Here is an 18945-nt window from a genome sequence, read left to right as displayed (position 1 = left end):
TTTCGGCTCCGCACATTCGGCCGACGGGGATTACTCCCATCAGGTAGGTCTTGGTGCGGTGTTCGTCTTCAGGTAGGGCTTGGGGCGGTGTTCGTCCTTGCCGGATTTACGACGTCACCCTTCCCGGACGTCCCGCCAGGCGGCCGGAATCGCCTCCGCCACGTCGTGCGCGCCGATCGGTGCGCCGTTCGCCGCGAACCGTCCCGCGAGGCCGTGGAGGTAGGCGGCCACACTGCCGGCGTCCCGCGCGTCGAGCCCGGCGGCCAGCAGCGACCCCGCGAGCCCGGACAGCACGTCACCGCTCCCGGCGGTGGCCAGCCAGGCCGTACCGGTCGGATTCACGCGTACGGCACCACCGGCCGCGTCGGCGACCAGCGTGGTCGACCCCTTGAGCAGCACGGTCGCGGAGTACCGCGAGGCCAGCTCCCGCGCCGACGCGAGCCGCGCCCCCTCAACCTCCTCCCGGGCCACCCCGAGCAGCGCGGCGGCCTCTCCGGCGTGCGGGGTCATGAGCGTGGGCGCACTACGCCGTCGTACGGCATCCCGGTCGGCGAGCCGCAGCCCGTCCGCATCGATCAGCACCGGCACGTCGGCCGACAGCACCTCGGAGACGGCGGCACCGTCCTCCCCGGCCCCGGGCCCGACGACCCACGCCTGCACCCGCCCGGCCTGCCTCGGCCCCCAGTCGGAGACGAGCGTCTCGGGAAAACGCGCGAGCACGGCGCCCCCGGCGGGCCCGACATACCGCACGGCCCCGGCGCCCCCGCGCAGCGCCCCGGCGACGGCGAGCACGGCGGCACCGGGATACCGCGCGGACCCGGCCGCGATCCCCACAACCCCCCGCCGGTACTTGTCACTCTCTCCACCGGGCACGGGCAGCAGCCGCGCGACGTCGACGTGCTGAAGAGCCTCGATCTCGGCCTTCGGGGGCAGCCCGAGCCCGATGTCGACGAGCCGCACGGACCCGGCGTACTCCCGCGCGGGATCAACGAGCAGCCCGGGCTTGTGCGCCCCGAAGGTCACGGTGAGATCGGCTTTCATGGCCACCCCGCGCACCTCCCCGGTATCGGCGTCGACCCCACTGGGCAGATCTACGGCGACGACGGCGCCGCGGGCGCGTCCGACGAGGTCGGCGAGCCGGGCCGCATCGGGCCGCAGCCCACCCTTCCCCCCGATCCCGACGATGCCGTCGAGGAGGAGGTCGGCCCGCTCGATGAGGAGCCGGACGTCGTCGAGTGGGGTGCGTGAGGGGCGGGCGGTGCTTTCGAGCGGTGCGTGTGAGGGGTCGCCGTTGCCTTCGAGGGGTGCGTGCGAGGAGCCGCCGGTGCCTTCGAGCGGTGCGCGCGAGGAGCCGCCCGTGCCTTCAAGCGGTGCGCGCGAGGAGCCGCCCGTGCCTTCGAGCGGTTGTGCGGGCCCTCCGAGTGCCAGCACGCGCCCTCCGGTCCGCCTCAGCGCCGCGAGGCCTCCGGCGTGAGCGCGTTCGGGCGTGAGCAGTACGGCCGTAACCCCCGCGCCCCGCCGTGCGAGCCGCGCACCGGCATACAGCGCGTCCCCACCGTTGTCCCCACTGCCCACCAGCAGCACGACCCGCCGCCCGTACACCCGCCCCAGCAGATCCGCGCAGGCCGCGGCGAGCCCGGCGGCCGCCCGCTGCATGAGCGCACCCTCCGGCAACCGCGCCATCAACTCCCGCTCGGCAGCCCTGACCGTCTCCACGCTGTAAGCAGTACGCATGAGACCGAGTCTCGCGCACGGCACGACCGAGCGCAGGAGCCGCCCATCCGGGGCTGTGGGACTACCGCTCCGGGGCTGTGGGACTACCCTTCGGCGATCACCACGGCGGAGGCGACCCCGGCATCATGACTGAGCGACACATGCCAGGACCGCACCCCGAGCGCAGCGGCCCGAGCGGCAACGGTCCCGCTGACCCTGAGCCTCGGCTGCCCACTCTCCTCGACATACACCTCGGCATCGGTCCACCGCAGCCCGGAAGGCGCCCCAAGAGCCTTGGCCAGAGCCTCCTTGGCAGCGAACCGAGCCGCAAGCGAGGCAACCCCCCGCCGCTCCCCACTCCCCAAGAACAACTCACTCTCCACAAACAGCCGCTCGGCCATCCCAGGAGTCCGCTCCAACGCCCCGGCAAACCGCTCGATCTCAGCCACGTCGATACCAACCCCGACAATGCTCATGCGCGCACCCTACGGTCCGATCGCACGCCCCGGGATTCTCAGCCCTGTTCGGAGCGGTCCCCAGCAGCTTCCACGCCCTCACCGAACAGATCCTCGACCCGCTCGACCGTGCGCGAGCGCTCGACCCAGGTGCCACGCGCCTCCAACACGAAGAGAACCCCCTTGGCCTCCCCTTCAGCCCTGCCCTCCCGATAGGCCGTCTCCCGAACCGTCCCGCGCCCAGGGAAGTAGCTGACGAACGACATGATCTGACTCCATTTCTCTCCGGCGAGGGTCTTGCCCAGGGTGACTTCCAGAAAGTCGTCGGACAGCCACGGCGCAAACCCGACTCTCTGTTCGCGGACCGCGGCTACGACAGCTATGGAGTCGCGGCACCCGGCATGGCACTGGTCTCGGAATCTACCGGTGGGTGGTCGAACGCACCTTCGCCTGACTTCACGGCTTCCAACGCCTACGCATCCGCCGGGAACGACGAGCTGACATCCACGAAGCGCTTCTCAGGCTCGCCTGCTGCCTCATCTCCCACCGGCAACTCAGCCTGCCGCGTTAGCTGTTGCCTCCGGAGGCGGCCCTGAACCCACGATCTTGGACCAGTGGGAAGGCTTCCTGGGTGGTGACCACCCACGCATCGATCTCATCATGGGATGTCCTGATGGCACTGATCAGCCGTTCAAGCACGGCCAGCTTCGACTCGCGGACGTTCAGGCTGAGCTGCTCCATCGACACCTCTTGGTATGACATGCACAGCTGCCACCAGAACCGCATGAGGAAGCAGCACTCCTGCCCCTCGCGGTCGTCTGCAAGGCGGTCATGGATGACCGCACCGAACTGACAATTCCACGGCTCCAGAGAGAGGCAACAGCACTCTCTACCCATCCCATCGCGCCCCTGCCATCAGCGCTGCAATGGGGTTGATCAGTCAAATCTGTTAAAGGTCCTACCCGTCCATGGGTCCACCCCTGAGTCCAGCAGTCGTTCCTCACCCCTAAAGTTGAGGAATCTGGCGTTCCGGATCCCCCAACGCTTCGTCCTGAGAATGACTCCGACATGCCTCCGAAGTCACCCAACACAAGGCATCCGCACTATTGGTCTGGCCCCACACGAGCACGTCCTCCAGTCGAAACCTGGAGCCGACGGAAGATTCCTGCCAGGTGTTCATCGAATCAGATTCGATAGTCTTCCATGGCAGACGCGCCACCGTCAGTGGTTGCCCCGTCACGCCGGGACGCGGGATTGAAACGTAGAGACTGCCCTCGATTGACCCCGCTCCAAATTGAGCTACTTCGGGGTCACCTCATAGCGCACGACTTGCCCCGAATCGATCGCCGCCTTCACTCTGCTCTCGAACGCCGCCAAGGGCAGCAGCGTTGGTCGAGCGGGCACACGCGGCCAGGTTCTCCGGTTGCAGACCATTACCGCTGAGACTCTTGCCGAGCAGGTGGCAAGCATTCACCCACTCACCGGGCGGACGGTTACCCAAGCAGGTCGCATAGTCGCGAGCCCACTCGTATCCAGGCGGAGCCACCTTCCTCCAGTTGGTAGCCGTTCCCCGGTGCTTGGCCAGGTAGGTGCTGTCGAGGCAGGCTTCGACGCGGGGCTTGGGGGCAGGGGGACGGGTGGGAGCGGGTACCGGGTTTTTGCCGCGATTGGGGTTCTGCGGGATGCGGGGCTTGGTCGGTGTGGTGCCGATGCTGGAGAACATCGAGGGATTGGCGCATTTGTCCCGCCCTCGCCTGGGACTGACTTGGCCGAATACGCTGAGGCCTGGGACAAAGTCGCCAATCATCCCCCCGGTCTCGGCTGCCGCCGCTCTGGCGCCCCTGCATGCGCACCGCTCGGCAAGATGCGGTGCATGGCCTTGCGCGACGGGCTGGGCACTACGCCGCCTCCAACTCACACCACACGTACTTCCCCCGGCTCCCGTTCCTCGACAACGGCTGCCACCCCCACACATCCGCGCACTCCCTCACCAACGCCAGCCCCCTCCCCTCCTCCGCCTCCGCCTCCGAAAGCGGCCCCAACTCCCCCGGCGGCCCCGGCGGCCCCGGCGGTTCAGGGTTCGCGTCCCACGCCCCGAGCCGCAGCACCCCCGCCGACCACCGCACCCTCAGCGCCGCCGGGCCCTTCGTGTGGCGTACGGCGTTGGAGATCAGTTCCGTTGCCAGGAGTTCCGCGGTGTCGACGAGGCGGATCAGGCCGTGCATCGCCAGGATCAGGCGGAGGGTGCGGCGGGAGACGGTCACCGCTCGGACGTCGTTCGGGATGTACAACGTGTACTCCCAGGGCTCCGGCTCGTTTTCGGGCATGCGAGAACTCCGTTCAGGTGAGGGGGAGTTGATTGCGGTGGCAGTGCCGCGGCCGCCCGGGCAGGGCGAAGCGGTGCGCTTCCGCAGAGTGGTCGCTACGTCACCGACGGTAGGGATAACATGTGTGTCGGAGCAAGCCGATCCCGCAATCCGCCCCTGAACGAGGAGAAGTCGATGGTCCAGAGGCGCGAGCCAACCGCGCGGCAGATGCGCCTGGGCGTCGAACTCCGGAGGCTCCGTGAAGCCGCCGGGCTGACCACCATTGAGGCCGCGGCGCTGCTAGGGGTGAATCGGGTCCAGATCACTCACGTCGAATCCGGCATCACCGGCGTGAGCGAGCAACGGATTCGCCGGCTGGCATCCCATTACGCCTGCACGGACGCCGAGTTCATCGATGCCCTCGTCGCGATGGCCACGGACCGGACGCGCGGCTGGTGGGAGTCGTACCGGAACCTGTTGCCCACGTCCTTCCTGGACCTGTCCGAGCTGGAGCACCATGCCCGGTTCCTACGACACGTGGCCATCCTGTACGTGCCGGGTCTCTTGCAGACGGAGGACTACGCCCGCGCCGTCTTCTCGTCGAGGCTGCCCGAACTCACCCCTGAAGAACTCGAGTTGCGCATCCAGCACCGCAAGGCGCGCCAGGAGATCACGATCCCGTACGAGGCACTGATCCACGAGGCGGCCCTGCGCATCAGGGTCAGGGATCGCGCCACTTCAAAGGCCCAGCTCACGCGACTCCTTGAGCTGTCCGACGCGGAGCACGTCACCTTGCGCGCCATTCCGTTCGACCTGGACGACTTCGCCGCTTCCAGCACGATGACGTACGCCGGTGGCCCCCTGCCCAAGCTGGACACCGTGGTGCGGGACGCACCTCATGGCTCGGTGCTCATCGATTCCGAGGCACAACTCACCATCTACCGAACACGCTTCCGTATGGTGGAGGCTGTAGCGCTCGAACCGAACGAGACCCGCGACTTCATCCACCGGCTGGCGAAGGAGCTGTGAGGTACCCCATGGACAACTGGCGGAAGTCCTCCCACTCGGGCGAGGGCGACGGCAACGAATGCGTAGAGATAGCCACCTCCCCCACCCACACAGCCGTCCGCGACTCAAAGGCCCCGGCCGAAGCAACCCTCACCTTCCCCACCGGAGCCTTCGCCGCCTTCCTACAGTCCCTCGCTCACTCCACCGTCACCGACTTCGCCAGGTTCCGAGGCTGATCCACCTCGTTCCCCCGAGCCGTAGCCAGCTCACACGCGAACACCTGCAACGGCACCGTAGCCACCAACGGCTGAAGCAGTGTAGGAGTGACCGGGATCCGGATCAGGTGGTCGGCGTACGGGACGACCGCCTCGTCCCCCTCCTCCGCGATCACGATCGTCCGCGCCCCCCGCGCCCGGATCTCCTGGATGTTGGAGACGATCTTGTCGTGGAGCACCGATCGCCCCCGAGGCGAGGGCACGACCACGACCACGGGCAGGTCCTCCTCGATCAGCGCGATCGGCCCGTGCTTCAGCTCGCCCGCCGCGAAGCCCTCGGCGTGCATATAGGCGAGTTCCTTCAGCTTCAGCGCGCCCTCCAGAGCGACCGGGTAGCCGACGTGCCGGCCGAGGAACAGCACCGTGTTCTTCGAGGCCAGCGACCGCGCCAGCGCCCGCACCGGCTCCATCGTCTCCAGCACCCGCTCGACCTCGCAGGAGATCCGCGACAGGTCCCGGATGACGGCGGAGATCTCGTCGCCCCACTTGGTGCCGCGCACCTGGCCCAGATACAGCGCGACCAGGTAGCACGCCACCAGCTGCGTCAGGAACGCCTTCGTCGAGGCGACCGCCACCTCCGGCCCCGCGTGCGTGTACAGCACCGCGTCCGACTCCCGGGGGATCGTCGAGCCGTTGGTGTTGCAGATCGCCAGCACCTTGGAGCCCTGCTCACGGGCGTGCCGTAGCGCCATGAGCGTGTCCATGGTCTCGCCGGACTGGGAAATGGCGATCACCAAAGACCGCGCACCGAGAATCGGGTCCCGGTAGCGGAACTCGCTCGCCAGCTCCACCTCGCACGGAATCCGGGTCCAGTGCTCGATGGCGTACTTGGCGATCAGCCCGGCGTGGAAGGCCGTACCGCAGGCGACGATGACGACCTTGTCGACCTCGCGCAGCTCCGCCAGCGGAATCCGCACCTCGTCCAGCGTCAGTGAGCCGGCCGCGTCGATCCGGCCGAGGAGCGTATCGGCGACAGCCTTGGGCTGCTCGGCGATCTCCTTGAGCATGAAGTAGTCATAACCCCCCTTTTCCGCCGCCGACGCGTCCCAGTCGACGTGGTACGAGCGCACCTCGGCCGGGCTGCCGTCGAAGCCCGTCACCGTCACCCCGTCGCGGCGCAGCTCCACGACCTGGTCCTGCCCCAGCTCGATCGCCGACCGCGTGTGGGCGATGAACGCGGCGACGTCCGAGGCGAGGAAGGCCTCACCCTCTCCAACGCCCACCACCAGCGGGGAGTTCCGGCGCGCCCCCACCACCACGTCCGGCTCGTCCGCGTGCACCGCGACCAGCGTGAACGCGCCCTCCAGCCGCCGGCAGACCAACCGCATCGCCTCCGCGAGATCCGCGGTCACCGAGAATCCCTCCGCCAGCAGATGCGCGACCACCTCGGTGTCGGTCTCCGACACCAGCTCGTGCCCCCGCTCCGCCAACTCGGCCCTGAGCAGCGCGAAGTTCTCGATGATCCCGTTGTGCACGACGGCGACCCGCCCCGCGTTGTCGAGGTGCGGATGGGCGTTCACGTCGGTCGGCCCGCCGTGCGTCGCCCACCGGGTGTGCCCGATCCCGGTCGAACCCGCCACCAGCGGCCGGTCCACCAGCTCCTTCTCCAGATTGACCAGCTTCCCGGCCTTCTTGGCCGCCGCGAGGCCGCCGTCCGCCGGCACCGCGACCCCGGCCGAGTCGTACCCCCGGTACTCCAGCCGCTTCAGCCCGGCCATCACGACATCGAGCGCCGACTGCGACCCCACGTATCCCACGATTCCGCACATGCGCGGCAGCCTAGGGGCCGAGACCCTCCCGGACACGGCACTTCGTGCCCGATTTCGGATATTCCCACGGGGATACGAGCGGCGGATTAGGCTCTACGATCCCGTGCATGCCCTTACTCGTCCGGCGCCGCGCCCTCGTCCCGCGCCGCGCCCTCGCCGTGCTCCTCGCCGGTGTCGGCCTGGCCGCGCTCTCGGGGTGCACGGTCCCCGTCGACGCGGTGGCCGGCATCTCCGTCACCGAGGACGGCGAGCTGCTCGGCGTGATGATGGTCTGCGGACACCACATCGACGGCGCGACCCTCTACAAGGACGCCGACGACCCCGACCGCCAGGAGGACGTCGGCTCCTGGACCGCCGGCCCGCAGCTCGGCGAAGGCCTCACCACCTGGTCCCTCACCGACCCCGGCACCGGCTGGACCGCCGACCAGCCCCTCGGCCGGCTCACGGCCGGGTCGACGTACGTCCTCTACGGCTGGACCGACGACAACTCCTCGTCGTCGACCAGCGTCTCCTTCACCCCGGCGGACCGGGACCGGCTCACCCCGGGCATGGTCCGCTACGAGACGGACACCGAGGTCACGGTCCCGATCGAGAAGTTCAAGGCGAAGGCCTGCGAGGACAGCTGAGCCGCGCCGACGCCCACGTGACGCACCCCACCCCGCCACCCCGTTCAAACTCCGTTAACAATGGACTGTGATCTCCCCGGTCTCCTCGATGCCCCGGAGCGCCCACCGGCAGAAGCCGGAGGCGACTCCCTACGTCGACCTCACCCGCTCCGAGTGGAGCGCGCTGCGTGACAAGACGCCGCTCCCCCTCACCGCCGAGGAGGTCGAGAAGCTGCGCGGACTCGGTGACGTCATCGACCTCGACGAGGTGCGGGACATCTACCTCCCGCTGTCCCGCCTCCTCAACCTCTACGTCGGTGCCACGGACGGCCTCAGAGGCGCCCTGAACACCTTCCTGGGCGAACAGGGCTCCCAGTCGGGCACGCCCTTCGTCATAGGGGTCGCGGGATCGGTCGCCGTGGGCAAGTCGACGGTCGCCCGCCTCCTCCAGGCCCTCCTCTCCCGCTGGCCCGAGCACCCCCGCGTAGAGCTGGTCACGACGGACGGCTTCCTGCTGCCCACCCGGGAGCTGGAGGCGCGCGGGCTCATGTCGCGCAAGGGCTTCCCGGAGTCGTACGACCGCCGCGCGCTCACGCGTTTCGTCGCCGACATCAAGGCGGGCAAGGACGAGGTGACGGCCCCCGTCTACTCGCACCTCATCTACGACATCGTCCCGGACCAGCGGCTGAGCGTCCGCCGCCCCGACATCCTGATCGTCGAGGGCCTGAACGTCCTGCAGCCCGCCCTCCCCGGCACCGACGGCCGCACCCGCGTCGGTCTCGCCGACTACTTCGACTTCAGCGTGTACGTCGACGCGAGCGCCGAGGACATCGAGCGCTGGTACCTGAGCAGGTTCAAGAAGCTCCGGCAGACCGCCTTCCAGGACCCCGACTCGTACTTCAGGAAGTACACGCAGGTGTCGGAGGAGGAGGCACTCGACTACGCCCGCACCCTGTGGCGCACGATCAACAAGCCCAACCTGGTCGAGAACATCGCCCCCACCCGCGGCCGCGCCACCCTCGTCATCCGCAAGGGCCAGGACCACAAGGTGCGCAAGCTGAGCCTCCGCAAGCTGTAGCAACGTCCGCCTGTTAGAAAGACGTCATGCTGCATCTGCGTCTGATCACCCCGGCCGAGAAGACCGACGACGTCGTCCGGCTCATCGAGCGGACGGTCGGCACCACCCACCTCGTGGTGATGCCGGGCGCCGCCCGCAACCCCGTCGGGGACGTCGTGATGTGCGACGTGGCCCGCGAGGCCGGGGACGAACTCATCGGCGCGCTCCGCGGGTTGGGCCTGGACGAGACCGGCTCGATCGCCGTCGAGAACATCGACCTGTCGCTCTCCAAGCGCGCGGACAAGGCCGAGGACGAGGCACCCGGCGAGGGCGCGGACGCGGTCCTGTGGGAGCACCTGACGGACGCGACGCACGAGGAGTCGACGCTCTCCATCACCTACCTCGCCTTCCTCACGCTGGCCACGATGATCGCGGCCTGCGGAGTGGTGCTGGACAACGCGATCCTGATCGTCGGCGCGATGGCAGTGGGGCCGGAGTTCGGCCCGCTGGCGGCCCTCAGCACCTCGGTGGTCCAACGCCACCCCCGCCTGGCGCTCCGCTCCCTGATCGCCCTCCTGGTCGGCTTCGCGGTGGCGATGGCGGTCACGGTCGGCTTCACCTGGCTCATGGACGCCCTGAACCTCTTCACCAAGGCCCAGTTGGAGGCCGACCGCCCGAACACGGGCTTCGTCTACGCCCCCGACGCGTTCTCCTTCGTGGTGGCGGTCCTGGCGGGCATCGCAGGCACGCTGAGCCTGACCTCGGCGAAGTCCGGTGCGCTGGTAGGGGTGGCCATCTCGGTCACGACGGTCCCGGCGGCTGCGAACGCGGCGGTGGCCCTGGCGTACGGCGACACCCAACAAACAGCAGGCTCAACCAACCAACTCCTGCTGAACCTCCTGGGCATCGTCCTGGCAGGCACCCTCACCCTGCTCTTCCAGAAGTGGCTCTGGGCCAAACAGCGCCGCCGAGCCTGACCACGCCGCCAGTCCTAGGAGTTGAGCTGCGTCCACTTCCACGCACCACCGACCCGCACGTACAGCCGTTCGTTCGCGGTGTCCAGGGCCATCGTCCCGTCGAGCGGCGCCCTGGTGAAGGAGGAGTCGCTGACCGCGCCGTTCACCCGGCGCAGCGGAGGGCCGGGCTGGTTGCGGGTCGGGATGGTGCCGCTCGCCTGGCCGCCGATGTTGCCGTAGCTGTTCTCCACCAGGAAGTCCCCGGTGCTGCTCGCTTCGTAGTAGATGTGCGTCCCCGTCGGCTTGGTGCCGTACAGGCCGACGACATCGCGCAGTACGGCGGTGGTGCCCGCGCCGGCGTAGAGGACGACTCCCGAATTGACGGTGGCCGTACCGCCGTTGGCGATGAGGACGTTCTCCAGTGAACTGGCGGTACCGGCCCAGGAGATGATGTTCTGCGCGGTGGAGAAGCCGGAGGCGAAGCCACCCGCGTAGGCGTAGATGTTGCCGGCGTGGACGTGCTTGCAGGAGGCGTCGACCTTCAGGTGCGGCCCGCCCTGCATCTGCGAGGTCTCGAACTTGCAGTCCGTCAGATGGATGCCGTTGGGACTGTTGGTGGCCGCCGGTCCCTGAGTCACCCACAGCCCACCGGTGCCGAAGCCCTCCAGACGGCAGCCGACGAAGTGGACCTGGTTGATGTTGTCGGTGCTGTGCCCCCACGCGCCCGCGGTGGCCGTGGAGGTGTTGCGCAGCCAGATGTTGGGGTGGGCGGTACTCGCCGCCGGCCCCGACGACGACTCGATCACCAGGTTGTAGAACCTGGAGTCCCAGAGTTCCACCGCGTCCACGCAGATGCCCTGATTGCTCGTCATGTAGACGTCGCGGAAGTAGCAGTTGTCGGTGTAGTAGAGCTCCAGCAGGGGGCCGGTCAGCGAGTTGCCGTTGAACCCGAGGTTGTCGATGGAGCAGTAACGCCGGTGTGTGGCACCGGAGTTGTCGGCGCCGGGCCCCGACAAGCGCAGCAGGAGGCCGTCGGCTCCCTTCCTGAGCATCGAGGCCCTGTTGTTCGCGCCCACGATCCGGATGTTGTTGCCGGGCACGGTCAGCGCGGGTGTGCTGCCCGAGGGTTTGACGACATACCTGCCCGGCGGGAAGTAGACGGTGCCGCCCCCGACGGCCGCCTGGTCGATCGCGTCCTGGATCTTCGCCGTGTCATCGGTGGCGTCGTCGCCGACGGCCCCGAAGTCCTTGACGTTGAACCAGTCCACCGCCGCGGACGCTACGGCGGGTGCGGCGGCGGCCACGGCCACGGCCGCACCGGCCAGACCGGTCACCGCCCCCGTGAGAAACGTACGCCGCCCCGCTCTACCGCCCGACTCCTGCCCAGCGTCCATCCCGGCCCCCCAACTCGACGATCACCAGATCAGCCGATCCTAAGGGCCACCGTCCCGGCAGACACGCTCACTCCGCTGTTCCAGAAGCGGCTCCAGAACCCACCCAGGGGCGCGGGGAACTGCGCGACAAGCCACAACGAACCCGCAGCCCGCAGAGCACACCAACCCCCCGCCCCTGTCCGGCATTTCAGCCGAGCGCCGACTTCACCGCATCCGCCAACCGCCCCGCCACAGACCGAGCCTGATCGATATCCGCGGCCTCGACCATCACCCGCACCAACGGCTCGGTCCCGGACGGCCGTAGCAACACCCGCCCGGTGGAGCCGAGTTCCCGCTCCGCGTCGGCAACCGCGGACGCCAGTTCCGCGGACGTCGCCACCCGACTCCGGTCCACATCAGGCACGTTGATCAGCACCTGCGGCAACCGCTCCATCACGGACGCCAGTTCCCGCAACGACCGCCCGCTCTCCGCGACCCGGGCCGCGAGCATGAGCCCCGTCAGCGTCCCGTCCCCGGTGGTCGCGTGATCGAGGATGATCACGTGCCCGGACTGCTCACCCCCGAGCGCGTACCCGTGCTCCTTCATCGCCTCCAGCACATACCGGTCACCGACCGCGGTCTGGACGAGCCGCAGCCCCTCCCGCTCCAGCGCCAGCTTGAACCCGAGGTTGGACATGACGGTCGCCACGACGGTGTCGGACCGCAGAGCGGACCGCTCCTGCATCGCCAGCGCGAGCACCGCCATGATCTGGTCGCCGTCCACCTCCGCACCGGTGTGGTCGACGGCGAGACACCGGTCCGCGTCCCCGTCGTGCGCGATCCCGAGCGCGGCCCCGTGCTCGACGACCGCGGCCTTCAGCAGACCGAGATGCGTCGACCCGCAGCCGTCGTTGATGTTGAGCCCGTCCGGCGACGCCCCGATCGTGATGACCTCGGCCCCGGCCCGCGAGAACGCCTCCGGCGAGACCCGCGCCGCCGCGCCGTGCGCCTCGTCGAGGACGATCTTCAGCCCGTCCAGACGGTTCGGCAGTACGGCGATCAGATGGGCGACGTACTGGTCGAACCCCTCGTCGTAGGACCGCACCCGTCCGACCCCGGCACCGGTCGGCCGCTCCCACGGCTCGCCGTGCCGGTGGGCCTCGTAGACCGCCTCGATCCGGTCCTCCAGCTCGTCGTCGAGCTTGTGGCCGCCGCGGGCGAGGAACTTCACGCCGTTGTCGGGCATGGCGTTGTGGCTCGCGGAGAGCATCACGCCGAGGTCGGCGCCGAGGACGCCCGTGAGATACGCCACGGCGGGTGTCGGCAGGACGCCGACCCGCAGCACGTCGACGCCGGCGCTGGCGAGGCCCGCGACGACCGCGGCCTCCAGGAACTCCCCGGACGCGCGGGGATCGCGTCCGACGACCGCCGTAGGCCGGTGGCCCTCGAACGAACCCGCCTCGGCCAGCACGTGCGCCGCCGCGACCGACAGACCGAGCGCCATCTCGGCCGTCAGATCCGCGTTGGCGACACCGCGCACGCCGTCCGTGCCGAAGAGTCGTCCCACTTGTCCTCCTGAGGAAGCGTCAGTTTCGGAGAATCCTTGCCTGGATCAACCGATCACATGAGCCTTTGAGCGTCTTGTGCCGTTATACGCCCAAGACTGTGATAAACGAACGCCCCGGCGGCACTGTGGCGTGCCGCCGGGGCGTTCGGACGTACAGGCAGCTGCGATTAACGCTTGCTGTACTGCGGGGCCTTGCGGGCCTTCTTGAGACCGGCCTTCTTGCGCTCGACCGCACGGTCGTCGCGGCGGAGGAAGCCGGCCTTCTTGAGGGCGCCGCGGTTGTTGTCCACGTCGGCCTCGTTCAGCGCGCGGGCCACGCCGAGGCGCAGGGCGCCGGCCTGGCCGGAGACACCGCCACCCGCGATGCGGGCGATGACGTCGTAGCGGCCCTCGAGCTCGAGCACCTTGAAGGGCTCGTTGACTTCCTGCTGGTGCACCTTGTTCGGGAAGTAGTCCTCGAGGGTGCGACCGTTGATCTTCCACTTGCCGGTGCCCGGGACGATCCGGACGCGGGCGATGGCGTTCTTGCGACGGCCCAGGCCGGCGGCCGGCTGCGGGTCGCCGAAGCGGGACGCGAGCGACTCCGAGGTGTACTCGCCCTCGACGGGGACCTCGGACTCGGTGGTGTAGCTGTCGATGTCGACGAGCTCGGTCTCGGTCTCTTCGACCGGCTGCTCAGCGGTGGTCTCGGCCACGGTTTTCCTCAGCTTCTCTTCGTCTTGGGGGTGGCCGGAACTACTGCGCGACCTGGGTGATCTCGAACGGCTGCGGCTGCTGCGCGCCGTGCGGGTGCTGGTCACCCTTGTAGACCTTCAGCTTCGAGAGCATCTGACGGCCCAGCGTGTTCTTGGGGAGCATGCCCTTGACGGCCTTCTCGATGGCCTTCTCGGGGTTCTTGTCGAGCAGCTCGTCGTAGCGGACGGAGCGCAGACCACCCGGGTAGCCGGAGTGGCGGTACGCCATCTTCTGGGTCCGCTTGTTGCCGGACAGGTGCACCTTGTCGGCGTTGATGATGATGACGAAGTCACCGGTGTCGACGTGGGGCGCGTAGATCGGCTTGTGCTTGCCCCGCAGGAGGGACGCGGCGGTGGTGGCGAGACGACCCAGGACAACGTCCTGAGCGTCGATGACGTGCCACTGGCGAGTCACATCGCCGGGCTTAGGGCTGTACGTACGCACTTCTCAGCCTTCTTCTTCAGGGATGGGTGCTGACACAAGGCATCCTTGAAGCGATCGTGCAGCTGGGGACGACAGAAGCCGGGAACACTGCCCGTATGCCGCCCACTGGTAACTGCTCCAGGGAACCTACGTAAGGGCCTCTCGCCTGAGAGCGACCAGACCGATACGCATAACAAACTGCAAGGGTACTAGCGCTGCCCCGGACGGGTCAAAACGGGGCTCCGGCGACTCTTCACGGCCGGGACGACGCCTTTGTGCGGCGGTGCCGGAAAGGTCCCCGCGGCCGGTGTCCACAGGCCCGACAGCACCTCCCGTCTCCCGTCTAAGATGCGCCCCATGAGCTTTGGGCAGCAGGGGGGACCCCAGTCGCAGTGGGATCCCTGGAAACCGAACTCGCAGCAGCCGTGGGACAGCGGCAGCGGCGACACCCCGGACTGGGCCGCGCTCGCCGAAGCGTCCGAGACGCGCAACAAGCGGCGCAAGGTGCTCTTCATCGTCGGCGGCGCGCTGGCCACGGTGGCGATCGGCACCGCCGTGGCGATGGCCGTCGTATCGGCGAACGGCAGTAACGACGAGTCGAACAAACCGACCTCCTCGCTGCCGGCCGCCTCCGACCTCCCCAGCGCGAGCGGCTCGGCGCCCTCCTTCGCGCCGACCAGCGCCCCGCCGCCGCTGGACCCCAAGGAGTTCATCGCCAGCAAGGCCAAGGACACGGCTCCGCTCAGCGTGACGGACCTGTTCCCGGGCACGCAGCTGACCATGGGCTCGACGGTGTACAAGAAGGGCGCCACGGCCGACACCAAGAACTGCGCCTCGGCCGCCAAGGGCACCCTGCCCAAGATCCTCACCGACAACGGCTGCACGCGCCTGCTGCGGGTCAGCTACGTCAAGGGCGGTGTCGCGGTGACGGTCGGCGTGGCCGTCTTCGACACCGAGGCGCAGGCGACCAGGGCGAAGAAGCAGTCGACCAACAAGAGCCTCATCAGCTCGCTCGCCGGCGACGGCATCAAGGCGTTCTGCAACGCGGCGGTCTGCCGCACCACCACGAACTCCTACGGCCGCTACGCCTACTTCACCACCGCCGGCTTCACCGACGGCAAGAACGTCACCGACAAGGACACCCAGGTCTTCCAGACCGGCGACGACCTCGCCGAGTTCGCCTTCCGGCAGATCCGCCGGCGCGGCGAGACCCAGGCCTCGGCGGCGGCGAGCCAGTGACAGTCCGCGCGGCCGTGTGAGAGCCTCCCCCCTTCCGATCATCGGCTGATCACGTCCTGGGGGGACTGTCCATGGCCGCGCACCGCACGTCCAGACGCCATCTGCTCACCACCGCCGCCGGCCTCGGCGGCACCGCCCTCGCCGCCACGGTCGCCACCGCCGGCGAGGCGGCCGCGGCGGACACCGGTGCGAGCTGGCTGAACGTGCGGGATCCGGCGTACGGCGCCCTCGGCGACAACGCCGCCGACGACGGGCCCGCGATCCAGAAGGCCATCGACGCGGCGGGTCAGGGCGGCACGGTCTACCTCCCGCCGGGCCGCTACCGGATCGCCGCCCCGCTCAGGCTCTCCCTGGGCGTGACGCTGCGCGGCGACTGGAACCCGCACTTCCCGGACCGCACCTTCATGGTGGACTCCTTCATCCGCCCCGCCTACGGCGGCGTCTTCGACGGCGACGCCCTGATCGTCGTGGACCCGGCCCCGGTGCAGGACACCTACTTCAAGTCCGCCTACCAGGGCGGGCCGCGCCTGTACGGCCTCGCCCTGCGCGGGTGCTACGACGACCAGAACCTCAAGGCGCAGAACAAGGCGGGCACCGGCATCGACGGCATCCGCGTCACCCCCGGCGTCAAGGACGTCGGCATGGACAAGGTGACCGTCTGGCGGTTCACCGGCGACGGCCTGAACGCCCAGAACGCGGCCGCCTTCCAGCTCAACCAGGTGCACTGCGTCGGCAACGACGGCCACGGCTTTACCTGGGGCGACTCCCAGGGCACCGGCGGCGGCCTGGTCGACGCCGACCTGTTCCAGTGCTACGCGCAGGGCAACGGCGGACACGGCTACGACATCCTCAACCCCAACGCCGTGACCCTGGTCGACTCCCGGTCGGAGTGGAACGACCAGCACGGCTTCCACATCACCGGGATCAACTACTCGCTGGTGATGGTCGGCTGCAACACCGACCGCAACGGTGCGGACGGCTTCCACCTCGCCACGTCGGCCGGCGGCCGGTTCGCCCAGCTCGTGGGCTGCCTCGCCAAGCGGGACGGCCGCGAGGCCACCGACTCGGCGGGCTTCCGGGTCACCGGCACCGCCGCCGAGGGCGTCGTCCTGACCGGCTGCTCCACCTCCACCGGCCGCGACGACGACAACACCGGCGCCTTCTCGCCGTCGTACGGCATCACCACCTCGGCGCTGAACTCGGCGAGCTGTGTCTCGGTCGTCGGCGGTGAGTACGTCGGCACCGAGGGTCCCTTCCACGACGTGGGCGCGGTCGTGGTCCGGCACAGCGGGGTCGCCGCCGGCACGCAGACCGACACGGGCATCGTCTGGGACAAGTCCGATGTGCACCGGCTGTCCGGGGCGCCCGGGACGGTCCGGGACGTGGAGTTCTGGAGCCGGGGCGCGAACGTCCGCTGGGCGCTGCGGGCCACGGCCGCCGCGGAGTCCGGCGCGAACCAGGGCTCCGACTTCGCCCTGGTCCGGTACGCCGACAACGGCGCCGCCCTCGACACCCCGCTCACCGTGGGCCGCGCCTCGGGCCGCGTGACGCTCACCACCCCGGGCATGGTGGTCAACGCCACGGCCAGCCCGGGCGTGAACCTCGTCCAGACGCAGGCCGCCGGCCAGGGCTACGCCGTCACGGGCCCCGACACCTCCGCGCGCGCCTTCCAGTCCCAGGTCACGGGCGACTCGGTGAACCGTTTCGCCATCGGGGTCGACGGCACCCAGACCTTCGGGCCGGGCGGGGGCGCGGGGCGCGACACGAGCTGGGGGCGACTGGGCGCCGCCCGGGTGGGCAGCAGTGACTCGGACATCGTGGCGGGCATGGCCGGAAAGGGCCTTCGCGTCAAAGAGGGCACCGACGCCAAAATGGGGACGCTCACCCTGAACGGCGCCACCGCGGTCGAGGTGGCGACCACCGCCGTCACCGCCACCAGCCGCGTCTTCCTCACCGTGCAGGCCCCCGGCGGCACCCCGGCCGGTGTCGCCTACGTCTCGGGCCGCACCGCGGGCAGGTCCTTCAGCGTCAAGGGAGTCGCCGGTGACACCTCGACCGTCGCGTGGCTCATCGTGGAACCGGCCTAGGGCCATGGACATGCGGGGACGGGTCAGGCTCGTCGGGACCGCGGTGGGGGCGGCACTGCTGGCCCCGCTGGGGGTGTGGGCCTGGTCGGAGCGGGACGGGACGGACGGCCCACGAGCCGTCCCCACCGATCTGCGGGACCGGGACCCGAAGGCGACCCCGCAGGCCCGCCGGGCGTACGCGCTGCTGGCGGGCCTGGAGAACGACGCCCGCCGAGGCCACGCCACCCGCACGCTGATCGGCCAGCACGTGGAGCTGCACAACGAGCGGTACAACGCGCGGTACGGCGACTACCGGGGCACCAAGCAGCCCGGCTACTACTACCGCAAGGCGCGGGACATCACCGGCAAGCTGCCGGCCTTCTTGGAGCTGGACCTCGGTCCCGGTTACGGACAGCCCGGCTGGGCGGTGGGCGAGGCCCGCTCGTACAACCGCGCCTGGCCGAGCTGCCGTCGCGCCTGGGGGTACGTCGAGGACGCCATGGACCTCGCGGTCGGCGTGTGGGCGGGCCTGCCCCGGCCGGCCGACGGCTCCTACCGGCCCTCCGGGACGCACCGGGAGTGCGCGACCGGCGCGGAGGTGTCCCTGCCGGACATCGGAGCCGGACCGCAGAGCCTGGTCGGCTTCTCCTTCCACCAGCCGTATCCGGGCAGCCCGGTCAAGGGCTACGCGCAGACGCTGCACCGCAACTCCCCGGGCGCGAAGGACCGTGCCTGGTTCGGCCGGGTGGTCACCGAGGGCACCTCCGAGCACCGGGCCCTGCTGGGCGACCTGGCGTTCCTCGCCGACCACCTCGGCTACCTCGCGGGCCGGGGCGTACCGGTGCTGCTGCGGCCGTACCACGAGATGAACACGGCACCCGGGCGGGGCTTCTGGTGGGCGGGCCAGGAGCCCGCGGACTACCACCGGCTGTGGCGGCTGACGTACGACTACCTGGTGCACCGGCGCGGCCTGCACAACCTGGTCTTCGTCTGGTCGCCGAACTCCTGGGACGGCTCCTACGGCCGTGACCCGGACGCGTACTTCCCCGGCGGCGGTTACGTCGACGTCGTCGGCGTCGACGACTACAGCGACACCCCGGCCCGGCCGTTCGGCGGCGGATCCTGGACGGAGGTCTGGTACCGCGGTCTGGAGAAGTACCGCAGGCCGCGCATCCTCGCGGAGTCCTTCCACGTACCGCTGAACGCGGCCCAGGCGGGGACGCTGTCCCGGACGCCCTGGGTGCTGTGGACGGTGTGGGGGCAGGGGCTGACCGCCGAGAACACCGCCGCTGACGTGAAACAGACCTACACGTCACCCGTGGTGATGACCGCCCAAGATCTCCACACAAGACGTGACTTGATTAACTTTTGAGCACATGAAGCTCACAAGCATTCCCA

The 18945-nt window shown here is 69.5% G+C and carries 18 protein-coding genes and 1 pseudogene; 9 read left to right on the top strand and 10 right to left on the bottom strand.

The features are described from left to right. Window positions 1–114 precede the first annotated feature (114 nt). The 3 genes from ABZ896_RS06450 to ABZ896_RS06440 all read right to left on the bottom strand — a co-directional run bounded on the left by ABZ896_RS06450 (window position 115) and on the right by ABZ896_RS06440 (window position 2434). Window positions 115–1734, bottom strand: coding sequence for an NAD(P)H-hydrate dehydratase (locus ABZ896_RS06450; RefSeq protein WP_360922799.1), 1620 nt, complete (start codon window positions 1732–1734; stop codon window positions 115–117). Between the two features lie 83 nt (window positions 1735–1817). Then, a complete protein-coding gene (locus ABZ896_RS06445) occupies window positions 1818–2189 on the bottom strand; it encodes a holo-ACP synthase (RefSeq protein ID WP_360922796.1) in 372 nt (123 codons plus the stop codon). Between the two features lie 38 nt (window positions 2190–2227). Next, window positions 2228–2434 (bottom strand): hypothetical protein, encoded by a 207-nt coding sequence (locus ABZ896_RS06440; RefSeq protein WP_360922793.1) that lies wholly within the window; start codon window positions 2432–2434, stop codon window positions 2228–2230. A 60-nt stretch (window positions 2435–2494) separates the two neighbouring features. Here ABZ896_RS06440 and ABZ896_RS06435 point away from each other — a divergent pair. Continuing rightward, window positions 2495–2739 (top strand): annotated as a pseudogene (locus ABZ896_RS06435) (transposase); the annotation flags it as partial. On the opposite strand, the gene ABZ896_RS06430 reads toward ABZ896_RS06435, so the two are convergent. Continuing rightward, on the bottom strand, window positions 2736–2909 hold the full coding sequence (locus ABZ896_RS06430) for a hypothetical protein (protein WP_360922790.1): 174 nt from the start codon (window positions 2907–2909) through the stop codon (window positions 2736–2738). The pseudogene ABZ896_RS06435 and the gene ABZ896_RS06430 sit on opposite strands and share 4 nt — an antisense overlap. Before the next feature lie 1157 nt (window positions 2910–4066). Next, window positions 4067–4495 carry an ATP-binding protein gene (locus ABZ896_RS06425; RefSeq protein WP_360922787.1) on the bottom strand — a complete coding sequence of 143 codons (429 nt, stop codon included), beginning with the start codon at window positions 4493–4495 and terminating at the stop codon, window positions 4067–4069. A gap of 174 nt (window positions 4496–4669) precedes the next feature. On the opposite strand from ABZ896_RS06425, the gene ABZ896_RS06420 reads away from it, so the two are divergent. Both ABZ896_RS06420 and ABZ896_RS06415 read left to right on the top strand, forming a co-directional pair. Beyond that, a complete protein-coding gene (locus ABZ896_RS06420; RefSeq protein WP_360922784.1) occupies window positions 4670–5503 on the top strand; it encodes a helix-turn-helix transcriptional regulator in 834 nt (277 codons plus the stop codon). Between the two features lie 8 nt (window positions 5504–5511). Next, window positions 5512–5718 carry a DUF397 domain-containing protein gene (locus ABZ896_RS06415; protein WP_360922781.1) on the top strand — a complete coding sequence of 69 codons (207 nt, stop codon included), beginning with the start codon at window positions 5512–5514 and terminating at the stop codon, window positions 5716–5718. On the opposite strand, the gene glmS is transcribed toward ABZ896_RS06415, so the two are convergent. Beyond that, window positions 5679–7526 (bottom strand): glutamine--fructose-6-phosphate transaminase (isomerizing), encoded by a 1848-nt coding sequence (gene glmS / locus ABZ896_RS06410; RefSeq protein WP_360922778.1) that lies wholly within the window; start codon window positions 7524–7526, stop codon window positions 5679–5681. The genes ABZ896_RS06415 and glmS overlap by 40 nt on opposite strands. Before the next feature lie 107 nt (window positions 7527–7633). Between glmS and ABZ896_RS06405 the strand changes: the two genes are divergently transcribed. From ABZ896_RS06405 to ABZ896_RS06395, 3 genes are all read left to right on the top strand, one after another. After that, complete coding sequence (locus ABZ896_RS06405) at window positions 7634–8152, top strand: hypothetical protein (RefSeq protein WP_360922775.1); 519 nt, start codon at window positions 7634–7636, stop codon at window positions 8150–8152. Between the two features lie 88 nt (window positions 8153–8240). Next, the gene (gene coaA, locus ABZ896_RS06400; protein WP_360922888.1) at window positions 8241–9209 is read left to right on the top strand and encodes a type I pantothenate kinase; all 969 of its coding nucleotides are present in this window, start codon (window positions 8241–8243) and stop codon (window positions 9207–9209) included. Window positions 9210–9235: 26 nt separating this feature from the next. Further along, the gene (locus tag ABZ896_RS06395) at window positions 9236–10165 is read left to right on the top strand and encodes a DUF389 domain-containing protein (protein ID WP_360922772.1); all 930 of its coding nucleotides are present in this window, start codon (window positions 9236–9238) and stop codon (window positions 10163–10165) included. A gap of 14 nt (window positions 10166–10179) precedes the next feature. Here ABZ896_RS06395 and ABZ896_RS06390 read toward each other — a convergent pair whose 3' ends face one another. The 4 genes from ABZ896_RS06390 to rplM form a co-directional block, all read right to left on the bottom strand. Then, entirely contained in the window at window positions 10180–11478 is a 1299-nt protein-coding gene (locus ABZ896_RS06390) for a glycosyl hydrolase family 28-related protein (protein ID WP_360922769.1), read from the bottom strand. A gap of 247 nt (window positions 11479–11725) precedes the next feature. Next, window positions 11726–13084, bottom strand: coding sequence for a phosphoglucosamine mutase (gene glmM, locus ABZ896_RS06385; protein ID WP_360922766.1), 1359 nt, complete (start codon window positions 13082–13084; stop codon window positions 11726–11728). A 167-nt stretch (window positions 13085–13251) separates the two neighbouring features. Continuing rightward, the gene (gene rpsI, locus ABZ896_RS06380; protein WP_360922763.1) at window positions 13252–13779 is read right to left on the bottom strand and encodes a 30S ribosomal protein S9; all 528 of its coding nucleotides are present in this window, start codon (window positions 13777–13779) and stop codon (window positions 13252–13254) included. Between the two features lie 40 nt (window positions 13780–13819). Continuing rightward, entirely contained in the window at window positions 13820–14263 is a 444-nt protein-coding gene (rplM, locus tag ABZ896_RS06375) for a 50S ribosomal protein L13 (protein ID WP_058923752.1), read from the bottom strand. A gap of 336 nt (window positions 14264–14599) precedes the next feature. Between rplM and ABZ896_RS06370 the strand changes: the two genes are divergently transcribed. From ABZ896_RS06370 to ABZ896_RS06360, 3 genes are all read left to right on the top strand, one after another. Next, entirely contained in the window at window positions 14600–15481 is an 882-nt protein-coding gene (locus ABZ896_RS06370) for a hypothetical protein (protein ID WP_360922759.1), read from the top strand. A gap of 71 nt (window positions 15482–15552) precedes the next feature. Further along, window positions 15553–17568, top strand: a complete 2016-nt coding sequence (locus ABZ896_RS06365) for a glycosyl hydrolase family 28-related protein (protein ID WP_360922756.1) — start codon at window positions 15553–15555, stop codon at window positions 17566–17568. Window positions 17569–17578: 10 nt separating this feature from the next. Beyond that, complete coding sequence (locus ABZ896_RS06360) at window positions 17579–18919, top strand: glycosyl hydrolase (RefSeq protein WP_360922753.1); 1341 nt, start codon at window positions 17579–17581, stop codon at window positions 18917–18919. The last annotated feature ends 26 nt before the right edge of the window (window positions 18920–18945 follow it).

Source organism: Streptomyces sp. NPDC047072 (assembly GCF_040643855.1).
Lineage (GTDB): Bacteria > Actinomycetota > Actinomycetes > Streptomycetales > Streptomycetaceae > Streptomyces.
Note: the sequence above shows the minus strand (reverse complement) of the source record. Positions and strands in the feature narration are given on the sequence as shown.